At 37.6% G+C, this 14,383-nt stretch carries 12 protein-coding genes; 5 read left to right on the top strand and 7 right to left on the bottom strand.

Translation table 11 applies throughout. The features are described 5' to 3' along the window. The first annotated feature begins 5 nt into the window (after positions 1-5). The 5 genes from bglX to nhaD all read left to right on the top strand — a co-directional run bounded on the left by bglX (position 6) and on the right by nhaD (position 6,104). Positions 6-2,243, top strand: coding sequence for a beta-glucosidase BglX (bglX, locus tag ACQ334_RS13430; RefSeq protein WP_430988743.1), 2,238 nt, complete (start codon positions 6-8; stop codon positions 2,241-2,243). Between the two features lie 64 nt (positions 2,244-2,307). Further along, positions 2,308-2,997 carry a response regulator transcription factor gene (locus ACQ334_RS13425; RefSeq protein ID WP_430988742.1) on the top strand — a complete coding sequence of 230 codons (690 nt, stop codon included), beginning with the start codon at positions 2,308-2,310 and terminating at the stop codon, positions 2,995-2,997. A 5-nt stretch (positions 2,998-3,002) separates the two neighbouring features. Further along, positions 3,003-4,385 carry a HAMP domain-containing sensor histidine kinase gene (locus ACQ334_RS13420; protein WP_430988741.1) on the top strand — a complete coding sequence of 461 codons (1,383 nt, stop codon included), beginning with the start codon at positions 3,003-3,005 and terminating at the stop codon, positions 4,383-4,385. 64 nt (positions 4,386-4,449) lie between these two features. Further along, the gene (locus tag ACQ334_RS13415; RefSeq protein ID WP_430988740.1) at positions 4,450-4,683 is read left to right on the top strand and encodes a hypothetical protein; all 234 of its coding nucleotides are present in this window, start codon (positions 4,450-4,452) and stop codon (positions 4,681-4,683) included. A 146-nt stretch (positions 4,684-4,829) separates the two neighbouring features. Continuing rightward, positions 4,830-6,104 carry a sodium:proton antiporter NhaD gene (gene nhaD, locus ACQ334_RS13410; RefSeq protein WP_430988739.1) on the top strand — a complete coding sequence of 425 codons (1,275 nt, stop codon included), beginning with the start codon at positions 4,830-4,832 and terminating at the stop codon, positions 6,102-6,104. A 10-nt stretch (positions 6,105-6,114) separates the two neighbouring features. Here nhaD and ACQ334_RS13405 read toward each other — a convergent pair whose 3' ends face one another. The 7 genes from ACQ334_RS13405 to ACQ334_RS13375 all read right to left on the bottom strand — a co-directional run bounded on the left by ACQ334_RS13405 (position 6,115) and on the right by ACQ334_RS13375 (position 14,380). Then, complete coding sequence (locus tag ACQ334_RS13405) at positions 6,115-8,040, bottom strand: DUF3857 domain-containing protein (protein WP_430988738.1); 1,926 nt, start codon at positions 8,038-8,040, stop codon at positions 6,115-6,117. A 44-nt stretch (positions 8,041-8,084) separates the two neighbouring features. After that, positions 8,085-8,483, bottom strand: a complete 399-nt coding sequence (locus ACQ334_RS13400; protein WP_430988737.1) for a hypothetical protein — start codon at positions 8,481-8,483, stop codon at positions 8,085-8,087. A 37-nt stretch (positions 8,484-8,520) separates the two neighbouring features. Further along, on the bottom strand, positions 8,521-9,918 hold the full coding sequence (locus ACQ334_RS13395) for an NADH-quinone oxidoreductase subunit N (RefSeq protein ID WP_430988736.1): 1,398 nt from the start codon (positions 9,916-9,918) through the stop codon (positions 8,521-8,523). A gap of 96 nt (positions 9,919-10,014) precedes the next feature. Beyond that, positions 10,015-11,496 carry a complex I subunit 4 family protein gene (locus tag ACQ334_RS13390; protein WP_430988735.1) on the bottom strand — a complete coding sequence of 494 codons (1,482 nt, stop codon included), beginning with the start codon at positions 11,494-11,496 and terminating at the stop codon, positions 10,015-10,017. A gap of 102 nt (positions 11,497-11,598) precedes the next feature. Further along, entirely contained in the window at positions 11,599-13,551 is a 1,953-nt protein-coding gene (gene nuoL / locus ACQ334_RS13385; RefSeq protein WP_430988734.1) for an NADH-quinone oxidoreductase subunit L, read from the bottom strand. Then, positions 13,551-13,862 carry an NADH-quinone oxidoreductase subunit NuoK gene (gene nuoK, locus ACQ334_RS13380; RefSeq protein WP_430988733.1) on the bottom strand — a complete coding sequence of 104 codons (312 nt, stop codon included), beginning with the start codon at positions 13,860-13,862 and terminating at the stop codon, positions 13,551-13,553. The genes nuoL and nuoK overlap by 1 nt, the downstream gene beginning before the upstream one ends. Beyond that, positions 13,862-14,380, bottom strand: coding sequence for an NADH-quinone oxidoreductase subunit J family protein (locus ACQ334_RS13375; protein WP_430988732.1), 519 nt, complete (start codon positions 14,378-14,380; stop codon positions 13,862-13,864). The genes nuoK and ACQ334_RS13375 overlap by 1 nt, the downstream gene beginning before the upstream one ends. Positions 14,381-14,383: the final 3 nt, after the last annotated feature.

Genomic DNA, 14,383 nt, shown 5'->3' with positions numbered 1-14,383 from the left:
TAATTATGAAAAGATATTTTTTTAAAAACCTGTGCCTGTTATTTTTTATTACGGCACAGGTTATTTTTTGTACGGCGCAAACAAAATCAATCGATCAAAAAGTAGATTCTGTTTTAAAACTGATGACACTGGATGAAAAGATCGGCCAGATGAATCAATACAATGGCGATTGGCAGGCAACAGGCCCTATCACAAAAGATGGCGATAAGCAAACACAGATCAGGGAAGGAAAAATTGGTTCGATGCTGAATGTGACAGGGGTTGATCATACAAGAACCTTACAGGAAATTGCCATGCAATCAAGATTAAAAATCCCATTATTATTTGGCCAGGATGTTATTCACGGCTACAGAACTACCTTTCCATTACCATTAGCCGAAGCGGCAAGTTGGGACTTACAGGCTATTGAAAAAAGCGCAAGGATCGCCGCAACAGAAGCTGCTGCTGCAGGTGTTCACTGGACGTTTGCGCCCATGGTGGATATAGCCCGTGACCCACGCTGGGGCAGAGTGATGGAAGGCGCAGGTGAAGATACATACCTGGGTAGTTTAATTGCTACGGCAAGAGTAAAAGGTTTCCAGGGAAAAGGATTAGGGAATACTGATGCAGTAATGGCTTGTGCCAAACATTTTGCAGCTTATGGGGCTGCCGTTGGTGGCAGAGACTATAATTCAGTGGATATGAGTTTGAGACAATTATATGAAGTGTACCTGCCTCCTTTTAAAGCAGCAGCCGATGCTGGTGCAGCAACGTTCATGAATTCTTTCAATGACCTTAACGGTATTCCTGCAACAGCAAATAAATTATTGCAACGGGATATTTTAAAAGGCCAGTGGAATTTTAAAGGTTTCGTAGTAAGTGATTGGGGAAGTGTGGGAGAGATGATTAATCATGGTTATGCAAAAAATAATTATGAAGCTGCCATGCTTGCCGCAAACGCCGGCAGCGATATGGATATGGAAAGCAGGAGCTACATTAAAAATTTAAATACACTCGTTAAAGAAGGCAAAGTAAAAACCGCAGTGATTGATGAGGCCGTAAAAAGAATTTTAAAAAAGAAATTTGAAATGGGTTTATTCAGTGACCCCTATAAATTCTGTAATGAAGAAAGAGAAAAACAACAATGGAATAATGCAGATAATATCAGTTTCTCCAGGGAAATAGCTAAGAAAAGTATTGTTCTTTTAAAGAACGAACATCAGTTATTGCCCTTATCAAAACAAACCAAAAATATTGCAATGATCGGGCCTTTAGTAAAAGCTGTGAGAGATAACCTTGGCTTTTGGAGCTATAGCTGGCCTGATGATACTGCAAGAATTGTTACCCTTTGGAATGGGGTACAAAATAAATTAAACAATACTTCCAATTTGCTTTATGCAAAAGGCTGTAATATCAACGATAATAATAAAGATGGATTTGATGAAGCCATTGCTGTTGCAAAACAAGCAGATGTAGTAGTGCTAAGTGTTGGTGAGGCACCTGATATGACAGGCGAAGCAAAGAGCAGGAGCAATTTACATTTGCCAGGTGTGCAGGAAGATCTCATCAAAGCGATTATGGCAACAGGAAAACCAGTTGTTGTATTGATCAGTGCAGGAAGGCCATTGGTATTTAACTGGACGGCAGATAATGTGCCTGCAATTGTATATACCTGGTGGCTGGGCACGCAAGCTGGCAATGCTATTGCAGATGTATTGTTTGGTGATTATAATCCTTCCGGAAGATTGCCGATCAGTTTTCCAAGAACAGAAGGGCAGGTGCCCGTTTATTACAATCATTACAACACCGGGCGCCCCGCAAAAAATGATAGTGATGTAAATTATGTTTCGGCATATACCGATTTAGTCAACAGCCCCAGATTTGCATTTGGTTATGGATTAAGCTTTACAAAATTTGATTATAGTACAATAAAACTGAGCAAAACAAAACTTACCGCAACTGATAAACTGGAGGCTTCAGTAATAGTAACCAATGCAGGGAATTATGATGGAGAAGAAGTGGTGCAATTATACATTCGTGATATGTTTGGTTCGGTAGTAAGGCCCGTGAAAGAATTAAAAGGCTTTCAAAAAATATTTTTACAAAAAGGTGCCAGTAAAGAAGTGAAATTTATAATAAGTACCAACGACCTGAAATTTTACAATAATGAGCTGAAATACGATTGGGAAGCGGGAGATTTCCAGATTATGATCGGTAGTAATGCCATGCAACTGCAAAAAGCTGCTGTAGAATGGGCTAAATAGCCTTATATCCTTTTTAATCTCATTTTAATCCTGCTGTAAGCAGGGAATAAAATAACTTTATGTAATGGAAGACATAAAGATATTACTGATTGAGGATGAAAAAAAGATTGCTGATACACTTTCTAAAGGATTAAGTGAGTTAGATTATCATGTGGAAAAAGCCTATGATGGTAATATAGGTTTGCGGCTTTTTGAAGCCAGCAGCTTCAACCTTGTAATAACAGATATCAACCTGCCGGGCATCAACGGATACGACCTGGCAAAAATGATCCGTAACCGTAACCAGCACATTCCTATAATGATGCTGACAGCCCTAAGCACTACTGATGATAAAATTGAAGGCTTTGATGCCGGTGCCGATGACTATCTTGTAAAGCCTTTTGAATTTAAAGAATTGCTGGTGCGTATCAGGGCCTTATTAAAACGCACCATGAACCAGCAATTGCCGGCAGGCAATGTATTAAAGGTGGCCGACCTTGAATTAAATGTTGATAGCAAAGAAGTAACCCGTGATGGTATCCACATCAATCTTACAGCAAAAGAATTTCAGTTGCTGGAATATTTTATGCGTAACCGAAACAGGTTGGTATCAAGGGTTGATATTGCTGAAAAAGTATGGGATCTTGATTTTGATACCCGTACAAACGTAATAGATGTGTATGTAAATTTTTTAAGAAAAAAAATAGATAAGGATTTTGAGCCAAAGCTTATTCATACACAAGTTGGTATGGGCTATATTATGAAAGAGAAATAACCTGCATGAGTATTAGATACAAGATAGCTTTTTTATTTTCCGTACTGGTTACACTTATATTGGCGTTGGTAAGTATTGCTGTGTATTTTTTTACAGTACAGGAACGGCAGGATCTTTTTGACAGCCGCCTTAAAAAAAGAGCCTTGTATACTGCCGGAATTTTTGCAGATAAAAGTGATTCAGCATTTTCTGTATTGCGCAGACTGGATGCCGGGGGTGTGAGTGCTTTTTATGATAAAAGCGTTTCAATAACCGCCTATAATGATAAGTATGCTTATATGTATGCTGATAGTACAGGGGACTCCATATTTCTTGATAAACAGGTTTTAGAAAGAACAAAAATTAACGGGCAATATTTTTTCGAGTATAAAAATAAAAAAGCTGTTGCCATACACCATACAGATAATAACAGCAACTTTATTGTAGCATTTGCCGCATACGACAAAGATGGAAAGGAATATCTTTTTGAATTAAAAAGAATATTACTGATCGCACTTTTACTTGCTGTGGTATTATCATTTCTTGCCGGAATTATTTTTGCAAAAAGGCTTATATCTCCTATAAAGAGAATTACCGGGGAAGTAAATCTTATTACATCTAAAAATCTTTCGCAGCGTATTAAGCTGGATAAAGAAAAAGATGAACTTACCACACTTGCCGAAACTTTTAATAACCTGCTGGATCGTTTACAGGATTCTTTTGCCATTCAGCGCAGGTTTATTTCTAATGCATCGCATGAACTATCAACACCATTAACTTCAGTTTCCAGCCAGCTGGAAGTGGCCATGCAAAAAACCAGGACGCAGGAAGAATACCAGGAAGTAATAGCCAGTGTGTATGATGATATCAGGGAACTGCAATTGCTTACACAAACCTTACTGGATATTGCTAAAGCAGGATCGCATGGTTCTATTGACCTGGCAGAAGTTCGTGTAGATGAAATATTGTTTAAAGTAGTTTCTGATATTCAAAAACAAAACAAGGAATACAAGGCAGTGCTTAATTTTCCTGTATATTCCGAAGAGGAAAAATTGCTGACTGTTTTTGGTAACGCCAACCTCTTATACAGCGCACTCAAAAATCTTATTGAGAACGGATGCAAATACGCAGCAGAAAATAATACAGAAGTCTTTGCTGCATTTAATAGCAACGAGATAATAATAAAAGTAATTAACCACGGTGATATTATCGCAGAAGCTGATCTGCAAAATATTTTCCAGCCTTTCTTCCGTGCCGGTTCGGCGCAGGGCAAACCTGGCTTTGGCCTGGGGCTTACTTTAACTAAAGGAATACTTTCGTTGCATAAAGGCACTATACAGGTAGAATCGGGCGCTCAAACAGGTACTGTCTTTACTGTTTCCCTTCCCAATATATCAGCTGCCAATTAATGTATTTTAACGCCGTTTTAATGGGGTTTTAATACCGGCATTCTATCTTTATAGAAATTAGATTATGAGAAGGTTCTTAATCTATTCGGGTTTGTTAGTCACTGTACTTTTCCTGGGCATTTCATTATTGTTCACTGTGCAGTTTAATAAAAATTTAATTAGAACGAAAGAGTTACTGATACTGAAAAATGATTCTTTGCATATGTTGCAATTGCAGACAAAGAAACAACTTACGGGAATACAAAATTACCTGGACAGTACATTAACAAAAGAGAAGAGAGAATACAGCATTAAATAAAGAGTCTTCTTATAAAGGGCGGTTTTCATTGTTGGTTTTAAACAGCGGAGGGGGTGCCAGCAGCACCCCCTATTTTTTTGCAACAGTAAAGACATTTTACTGCTTACCCCCAGGAGTAAAATTTAAGTCATAACTTAGTTATTAGTATGACTACCGCATTAATTATTTTCATTTTTATTACAGGATATATTGCCATCGCTTTTGAACATGTTTTAAAAGTTAATAAAGCTGCATCTGCATTGATCACCGGCGTACTTTGCTGGACGGTGTATATTCTTCAGAGTAATGATGTACACACAGTCAGTGAAGGGTTAGTGCATAGTTTTGGAGAGATCGCTTCCATTTTATTTTTTCTTTTAGGTGCTATGACCATCGTGGAACTTATCGATTCTCATAATGGCTTTGATGTTATCACCAGGAAGATCAATGCAAAAAGTAAAAGCAAATTATTATTCATCATTGCTGCCATTACTTTTTTTCTTTCCTCTTTGTTGGACAATTTAACCACCGCCATTGTAATGGTATCGCTTTGTGCTAAATTATTAAATGATAAAGAAGACCGGCTTTGGTTTGCAGGAATCATCATCATCACTTCAAACTTAGGTGGTGCCTGGTCACCATTGGGTGATGTAACCACCACCATGTTATGGATTGGCGGACAAATTACAGCACTAAAGATTATCACTATGCTGCTATTGCCGTGTATATTAGCAAGCATCATTCCGGTACTGATTGTAGCAAAAAAATTTAAGGGAGAAAAGATGGAATATTCAGCCATTGCAGAAAGTTCCGCCATTGAAAAAAAAGAAGGCAAAATAATTTTGATCTCTGGAATTGGTTTTTTGCTTTTTGTTCCTTTGTTTAAAACAATTACTCATTTACCTCCTTTCATGGGCATGCTGCTGGCTTTGGGTTTAATGTGGGTGATCACTACTTTTATTCATAAAAATAAAACAGCCGACACACAAAAATTTATGGTAAGCAGCGCATTACAAAAAATAGACTCGCCGAGCATTTTATTTTTTCTTGGAATTTTATTAGCTGTTGCTGCGCTGCAATCAACCGGGATACTAAGCTCACTGGCAACTACATTGAATACTACTTTTAAAAACGATTATATTATTGGTACTGTATTGGGTTTGCTTTCTTCTGTTGTAGATAATGTGCCTTTAGTGGCCGCTTCGCAAGGGATGTACGATTTGTCTGCTTATCCTGCAGATCATCATTTCTGGCAATTTTTAGCATTTACAACCGGCAGTGGTGGAAGTGCTATCATCATTGGCTCCGCAGCAGGTGTTGCAGTAATGGGTATTGAGCAGATCAATTTTATGTGGTACCTGAAAAAAATAAGCTGGCTGGCATTGATTGCGTTTGCAGTGGGTATTGCGGTATTCCTGGTACAGAATTATTTACTACAATAATTTGTATGCCTTATTTTTTCCTGATCACCAATTGTTCATTTAAAAAACTAAATAGTTTTTTAAACGACTCTTTTAGTATTGGATAAAAATCTGCTTCGTAATAGCTTTTATTAAATTCTATCTTAATGTTGGTATAAATAGTATTGTTTTCCTTATTGTACGAAATCTGCCTGGAGAAAATAATATCTTTTTCAGATAAAGCCGAACCTACCTGTACAGGCATTTCATCAAGGGAATAATCAGGAGGCAATTCAATAGAAGTATTCAGAATAATAGTTTTGTTATACCCTAAATTAATATTTGAAAAACGGATATCGCTTACAAACGGATTTTTATCCCATGCCGAAAAAAGGTTTAAGGGAATAAATGTATAATTGCCCGTTGCCGTTAAAGCAATAGAAAAATTAAATCTTTGTTCCAGGCTTAAAGAATCATTGTCAATATTTTTTACTTCAAAATTATCCAGCGTAACGGGAACACCTTTATATTGCTGTAAAGGAACTTTAAACTCTTCTTTGTCTTTTTCATAGGCCCGTTTTTTTTCAATTCTTGCATAGCCCTGGCTTTTAATTAACGCATTACCCTTTAACTGGCCGCCTTCAGTAATTTTCATATCCAGGTAAATCCCTTCCTTATATTGTATTGAGTCGTTGGTAACATTTATTAATCCGCCGGCATTATCCGTTTCCATAAATGCAAGGGTATTCAAGATACTTACCGGGGTGATATATGCCGGTGTATATTTATCGGCAGCATTTAAAAAATATTTCTTTCTAGCTATAAGCACAATTGCAAATACCGAATTAAACTGATCAAGATAAGGATAAGCTGTATCCACTTTACCGTGCGATCGTTCACTAACAAGAATTGGATATGCACTTACATCAACTTTTTTTAAAAGATTAATAAGAAGAAGATTGATATCACCGCTTGTACCTTCATGATTTTGCCAGGCCTGGTTTACGCCTGTTACTGATGTTTTACTGTTATAATTGTTCCAGTGCATATTTTTTCTCACGTAATCATAAACAGCAATCATTCTTTGTTCAGGCGAAGAAAGCAACCTGGTTTGAGCAATAAAATCAGTAGTGCCGGAAATAGTGTCTTTTAGTTGCTGCCAGAAACTTTGTTTGTTCAACAAGTACTCATACAATTTGTTCCAGGATAAAAGCGGGGCGGAATTGCTGGTGGATCCCCAGCGGGAATAAAAGTTATTGATTTGAAAACTTACCCGTTGTATGTTGTCAATTCTTGCATCCATAAATGGTTCATCCTTCAAAGCAGGTACATTCATCATTTCAAAAAATACCTTCCCGGGTTCTTCCAATACAGTAGCTTCCAGGTTAGATTTTTTTCTGAGCCGGTAGGAGAATTGTTTATCGTTTAACATTTTAAGGTGATACCTGCTGATCATTACAGGCATCTCATCCTGGAAATACCAATCCCTCAAGCCCCTGTAATTCTTCATGATACTTTCATACTGGTACTCTATAATACTGCCTTCCTTTACTGATGGAAAGGCAAAAGTGATCTCTCCAAACTGGTCGTTTATTTTTGTTGTATAAATAGATTTTTTCTCAACCTTTTGCCTGGTTAGCGTTCCGTCGGTAGCAGTGTTGATCGTCATTGCTTCCAGGTTAATGATCCTTTCAAAATAATCTTCCCGGTAAAATGGTATAGAGATATTGGCTGCCGTAACGCCAGCTTGTTTTAAAATTTTTATTCTTATGTGATGTGTGGTGATCAGTTGCATGCCATCTTCTGAATAAGAAAATGCTTCATGAATTAAAACAACTGATGCAGTGCCTTTATCAAAAGGACAGTCTTTAAGTTCCAGGTCTTCTTTGGAAGGTGTTCCAAAATCAGGATAGTCCTGTGCATGAACAACTACAAATGTGAAAAGAAAAAAAATTACTACAGAAAGACTTTTTTTCATCCGGGTATATTTTGAACAGTGTTTTACTGTTTAAATATAATTAATTAACTGTTGCTATCTTCATAATAAGGTATCTCATCCTGAGATACAGCTTCTTTCTGATGCCAGTAAGCCAATGTAACCACATGGCCGTCTTTTGTTTTTAACGATCTTCCAAAAATAGCATTCACAGGATTGAAAGTATAATCGGTAACGCCAACAGTAAATGTTTCAGGTGCAGGCGGTAGTACAACAGGCACCGCGGTTGCTGATCCCTCTTCTGCTTTAGGTACAGGCGCTGCTGCAGCTTTAGCTGGGGGAGAAGCAACAACCATTACAGTGAAGCCATTATACTCTAATAAATTTTTCAGGAACTGTACCCTTGCCTGTGCAACATTCTTTTCAACGATGCCGCATTTAACACCGTCTAATTCTTCAAACTCATGATTTTTATTGATGGCCATTTTGTACTTTGAAATTATTATTTCGAAAAAATTATTTTTATAGCAACGATACAATATAATCATACACCCAGCTCAGCAAACCGGTTAACACAATACCTGCTCCGCAAATGATCAAACCAAATTTTGTGTAAGGATTAATAGTTGCTTTAGAAACCGGGTTTTCATTTTTATCCATGAACACAGATCTTATCACCCTAAGATAATAATATAAAGAGACGATCATGTTTAAAGCAGCAATAGTAATAAAAGCATAATTGGCCTGTGATGCACCTGCAGTTAATAAGAACAGTTTGCCAAAAAAACCTGCAGTGGGCGGAATACCTGCCAATGAAAATAATGCCAATGCTAATACCCAGCTTAAAAACGGATTGGTTTGATATAAACCTTTATAGTCCTCAATTCTTTCTTTGCCTGAATGTGATGCAATAGTTGCCGCAACACCAAACGCTGCAAGGTTAGAAAATACATAGATCAATACAAAATATACTACGGAAGAAGTACCTTCTGCAGCATTACTGCTGATACCCACTAAAATAAAACCCACTTGTGCAATAGACGAAAATGCCAGGAAGCGTTTGATATTCTGTTGCCGTAATGCAAACAGGTTACCGATGATCATGGTGATAATGGATAATACCATCAGCATATTGTACCACACCGCATGCATGGGTTGAAATACTTTATACAAAGTGGATATAAACACAAATGCAATAGCACCTTTGGAAATTACCGAAAGAAATGACGTCACTGCAAATGGCGAGCCTTCATACACATCAGCCGTCCATAAATGAAAGGGAACAATAGAAAGCTTGAAGGCAAATGCGCTGAATAAAAATACTAAAGCTAATATTTGTATAGTACTGCCATTAAGCAATGCAGGTAGTTCTGCAAAACTTATTGTTCCGGTAACGCCATATAAGATAGAAATGCCAAACAATAAAATTCCCGAAGAAAAGGCTGAAGACAATATCATTTTCATAGCCGCCTCCGAAGATATTTTCTTCTGTAAGTCGAAATTAGCGAGGGCAGCTACCGGAATTGTAGCTAATTCCAGAGATAAATAGAACATTAAAAAATTACCACTGGATAATAACAGGAACATACCGAGCAATGCAGATAACATCAATATAAAAAATTCCGCCAGGTGTTCTGTTTTATTAAACCAGTCTGCAAACAATAATGAAATTAAATAAACACCGAGGTTTAAAATACTTTTTTGAAAAGCGATCATGGGGCTTGTCTGGTACATATTATCAAACATGCCGGCTTCAAAATTCATAAAAAATCCAGCAATAAAATTTACCAGCAACAGCAGCTGGATGATACCCAGCAAGGTTTCATTTTTTATACCCTTGCTCAATTTAATGAAAAGCAACAGGAAGATGATACCAGCCAGTATCAGTTCACTTTTCATTATCGTAATAAATTCACTCATTCCTTTTTGTTTTAGTACAGCGTACACCGGAATGGTATTCCGGTTTTTAAGTATGTCGAAATTTTTTTTCGACTTGCATTAAGCCGAAATATAATTTCAGCGTACAGCCTGTATCTTTTGCATAATTATTTCCGCTCCGGGTTTAATCAGATCATTTAACCAGAATGGCGCAATACCAATGGCCAGTATACCTACGATCAAAATAATTGCCGCCAGTTTTTCATTCCATTTAGCATCTGTTAAATTAGCATAGCCTGCTTTCAAAGGCCCCATCGCTGTTTGCCCCACTGCCCGTAAAATATACACTGCCGTTACCACAATACTCATACAGGCAGCAATAGTAGCAATGCGATGGAATGCATCTGCATTTTCCCATGAGCCAACAAACACGGTCATCTCTGCAACAAATCCACTCAATCCGGGTAAGCCTAATGAGCACAATCCCACAATAAATAATACCGTTGAAATAAAGGGCATTACTTTTAATAAACCTCCCATTTCATTCACTTGTCTTGTATGTGTGCGTTCGTAGATCATGCCAATGACTGCGAAGAAAAGTGCTGTCATCAAACCATGACTTACCATTTGCATTACCGATCCGGTGATAGCAGTTTTAGTCAACATACCAATACCTAATAAAACAAATCCGCAATGGCTTACTGATGAATAAGCGTTAATGTATTTCAGATCCTTCTGCATCATAGTAGCAAAGGCACCATATAAAATAGCAATGGAAGAAAGTACGATTATTATGTTTGCATATTCTTTTGCGCCTTCGGGCATAATGTATGTGGCCACTCGTAAACAACCATAGCCGCCTAATTTCATGGAGATACCTGCCAAAAACATTGACCCTGCTGTAGGAGCAGAGGAGTGACCATCCGGTACCCAGGTATGAAAAGGAAATAATGCAGTAAACACACCAAAGCCAACAAACAATAATGGGAAACAAATTTTTTGCGTTGCTAAAGGAATATGAACATTTGATAATTGCAGCAGGTCAAAAGTTTTTCCGGCACCCCCGTAATACATGCCTAACAAACCAATCAATACTAATGCAGAACCTCCCATTAACATCAGTGCCAGTTTATTAGCAGCGTATTCTTTTTTACCACTTCCCCAAACACCAATCAGTAGATATTTTGGTATTACTGCAATTTCTAAAAAGAAGAAAAGAATAAAAAGGTCTAATGAAATAAAAAATCCATACGCACCAAAGCTTAATAAGATCAGCAGGAAGTAAAATTCCTTGGTCATCTTTTCTACATTCCATGATACTAATACGCCGGCCACTACAACAAAAGATGTGAGTAAAATCATAGCAACAGCAATACCATCTACTCCAAAATGTAAGCTGATATTCCAGTCGGGAAACCAATTGTATTTTTTCTCAAAAATAAATGCTGCCGTTTGTCCGCCAAGCCTGGCAGTTCTGTAAGCTGAATATAGTCCGATAGCCAGGACTAATTGTAAGCCTGCGCCAATAAATGCAGCCCATCTTATTTGCTGTTTATGCTGCATAAACAAAACAGCTAAAGCTGTGAGCAAGGGAAGCAGTATGAGTAATAATAAATTCATCGTTCAGTTTAATAAGGGAAATCTGGTTTTCAAAACTTTAATTTCCCATGTTGTTTTATGTTGGTTAGAGAAGTCAAGTTTTAAAAACTTGACTTCTCTTGTTTATTTCCACAGGTAAATAAACAATACTGCCAAACCAATTACACTTGCTAAAAAGTAAATGGCATATTGCTGTACCTTACCCGATTGTAATCCTTTTATTTTTTCTGATATTAATGTTGTTGTATTGCCCGTTGCATTCACCAATCCATCTACTACATTCTTATCAAACCATGCCGCAGGCCTTCCTATTAAATTGAATAATATTTTTTTAGTAATGAATATATAGATCTCATCAATGTAAAATTTATGATAGGCCGCTTTATATAAACCATTTAATGAAGCTGCAATTCTATCCGGCTTATCATTCTGTTTTAAGTATAACCACATGGCAGTAAAAATGCCAATTAATCCCAATGCCACAGGAGCGATAGAAAATGATAAATGGAACACAGATTCCAATGCGTTGCCATCGGTACTTACATAATGCCCGAAAGGAATAAAGCCTGCGCCTGCTGCACCAACCGCTAATAAGAGTAAAGGAAGCATCATTGCAAAACCGCCTTCCCCTTTCTTGTCCGCTGTGGCGGAATGTTCACCATGCAGATGCGCTTCTTTGTTCCAGAAAATAGTAAAGTATAAACGGAACATGTAAAATGCAGTAAGCCCGGAAGTGATCAATGCAACATAATAAATAGCGCTGCTGTGTTGTGATGCAGCCAGCAAAATTTCTTCCTTACTAAAGAAACCTGCGAATGGTGGCACACCGGCAATGGCTAAACAGGCAATTAAGAAAGTGATATGCGTAATGGGTAAATATTTTCTTAAGCCTCCCATGTCTTTCATTTCGTTGCTGTGTACATAATGTATTACTGCACCTGCTCCTAAGAATAACAATGCTTTAAACATAGCATGTGTAAACAAATGGAACATAGAAGCGGTATAACCCAATCCATCTTCGCCACCGTATTTTGAAACGCCTAATGCAAACATCATGTAACCAATCTGGCTCATGGTGGAATAAGCCAATACTCTTTTTATATCCGTTTGTGTACAGGCTATTACTGCTGCAAATAATGCAGAGGTAGCACCCACTACGGCTACAATATTTAATGCTGCGGGAGCAGAAATAGCAAACACAGGAAATAATCTTGCCACTAAAAAAACACCGGCAACTACCATTGTTGCAGCATGTATTAAAGCTGAAACAGGAGTGGGGCCTTCCATCGCATCTGGCAGCCAGATATGCAATGGGAACATGGCACTTTTTCCTGCGCCACCAATAAACACTAATATTAACCCCCAGGTTAATGCAGAGGCACCAAGGAAAGATGCACTTAATGCACTCTTTAATTCGTTGGATTCAGGAGAAGTTAATGTGGCAATTAAAGTTTTAAAATCCAATGTGCCGGAATAGTAAGACAATATTAATATACCGATCAAAAAACCAAGGTCGGCAAAGCGTGTTACAATAAACGCTTTTTTACAGGCCGCAACAGCAGATGGCTTCTCATAATAATAACCGATCAATAAAAAGGACGATACCCCAACCAGCTCCCAGAAAATATACATCTGGAAAATATTGGACGCCACTACAAGGCCTAACATAGAGAAAGTAAACAATCCTAAAAATGCATAGTAAGTAGCAAATCGTTCATCACCTTTCATGTAAGCCAGGCTATAAATATGCACCATCAGCGAAACAAAGGTTACCACCACCAGCATCATTGCAGAAATGGGATCGAGTATTACACCAATATCAATTGATAATGTTTTTGAAAACTCTAACCAGTGATAGGTAAGTGGAATTATTTTTTGATAACTACCGTCTACTTTACCGTAATCAAAAAAGTAACCGTAAGCTGTATAAATTGCCAGTAGGGTTGAGGCCAGCAATAAAACTGTGGCTATAATTCCGGAAGTATTCCTGAAATATTGTCGCCCGAATAATCCCAGCATTAAAAATCCTGCCAGCGGCAATAAGGGGATGAGTATTATGTAAAAATTGTTTGGCATTAGTATTTTAATTCTTCAGCGTTTTCAACATCAATAGAATGATGACTTCTGTATAAATTTATAATGATAGCAATAGCAACAGCAGCTTCTGCTGCAGCAATGGCAATTACAAAAATGGTAAAGAACAAACCATCTAATTTATGCGGCCATAAATATTTATTAAATGCAATAAAGTTCAGGTTTACGCTATTTAAAATTAGTTCAACACTCATCAGCATGGTGATCAGGTTTCTCCGGGTAAAAAAACCGTATACCCCAATAAAGAAAAGTGCTGTACTGATAAATAATATTTCATTTAATCCGGGATGCATCAGTTGGTTTCGGGTTTAGTTCTCAATGCAATAACAATACAGCCAATTAATGCAGCTAACAATAGCATACTCACTACTTCAAAAGGCAAAGCATAGCCACCTACATCAGTGCCCAGCATCTGGTTACCGATATTAACAACGTTTGGTTCAACAGGCGTTGCCGAAGTTGCAGTAAATGTGTATTTGTATAACTGTAATAATATTAAAGCAAGGCCACAGAATGCGGCTAATGCAGCAAACAATTGTCTTCCCAGTTTTTGTTCCGGTAGTTTTTCACCCGTTTTATGGGTTAAAAAAATGGAGAAGATGATGAGCACCACAATACCTCCCACATACACTACAATTTGTACAGCGGCAATAAATTCATACTGCATCCAGAAGTAAAGCCCTGCAATACCGATAAGAGAAAATAATAAATAAATAGCAGAACGAAACAGCTGACGACTGGTAACTGCCAGTAAACCGCTACCCAGGGTTAGTGCTGCAAGCAAATAAAATATAATTGTTGATCCCTCCATATC

Origin of the sequence: Ferruginibacter sp. SUN106 (assembly GCF_050611765.1) — a bacterium.
Taxonomy (GTDB): Bacteria; Bacteroidota; Bacteroidia; order Chitinophagales; family Chitinophagaceae; genus Ferruginibacter.
This window is presented reverse-complemented; position numbering and strand designations above follow the sequence as displayed.

Excerpts from the sequence above, each read along its gene's own strand:
- ACQ334_RS13425 (WP_430988742.1), top strand. The coding sequence starts at position 2,308 with ATGGAAGACATAAAGATATTACTGATTGAGGATGAAAAAAAGATTGCT.
- ACQ334_RS13420 (WP_430988741.1), top strand. The coding sequence starts at position 3,003 with ATGAGTATTAGATACAAGATAGCTTTTTTATTTTCCGTACTGGTTACA.
- ACQ334_RS13390 (WP_430988735.1), bottom strand. The coding sequence starts at position 11,496 with ATGAATTTATTATTACTCATACTGCTTCCCTTGCTCACAGCTTTAGCT.
- ACQ334_RS13375 (WP_430988732.1), bottom strand. The coding sequence starts at position 14,380 with ATGGAGGGATCAACAATTATATTTTATTTGCTTGCAGCACTAACCCTG.
- bglX (WP_430988743.1), top strand. The coding sequence starts at position 6 with ATGAAAAGATATTTTTTTAAAAACCTGTGCCTGTTATTTTTTATTACG.
- ACQ334_RS13400 (WP_430988737.1), bottom strand. The coding sequence starts at position 8,483 with ATGGCCATCAATAAAAATCATGAGTTTGAAGAATTAGACGGTGTTAAA.
- ACQ334_RS13405 (WP_430988738.1), bottom strand. The coding sequence starts at position 8,040 with ATGAAAAAAAGTCTTTCTGTAGTAATTTTTTTTCTTTTCACATTTGTA.
- nuoL (WP_430988734.1), bottom strand. The coding sequence starts at position 13,551 with ATGCCAAACAATTTTTACATAATACTCATCCCCTTATTGCCGCTGGCA.
- nhaD (WP_430988739.1), top strand. The coding sequence starts at position 4,830 with ATGACTACCGCATTAATTATTTTCATTTTTATTACAGGATATATTGCC.
- ACQ334_RS13415 (WP_430988740.1), top strand. The coding sequence starts at position 4,450 with ATGAGAAGGTTCTTAATCTATTCGGGTTTGTTAGTCACTGTACTTTTC.
- nuoK (WP_430988733.1), bottom strand. The coding sequence starts at position 13,862 with ATGCATCCCGGATTAAATGAAATATTATTTATCAGTACAGCACTTTTC.
- ACQ334_RS13395 (WP_430988736.1), bottom strand. The coding sequence starts at position 9,918 with ATGAGTGAATTTATTACGATAATGAAAAGTGAACTGATACTGGCTGGT.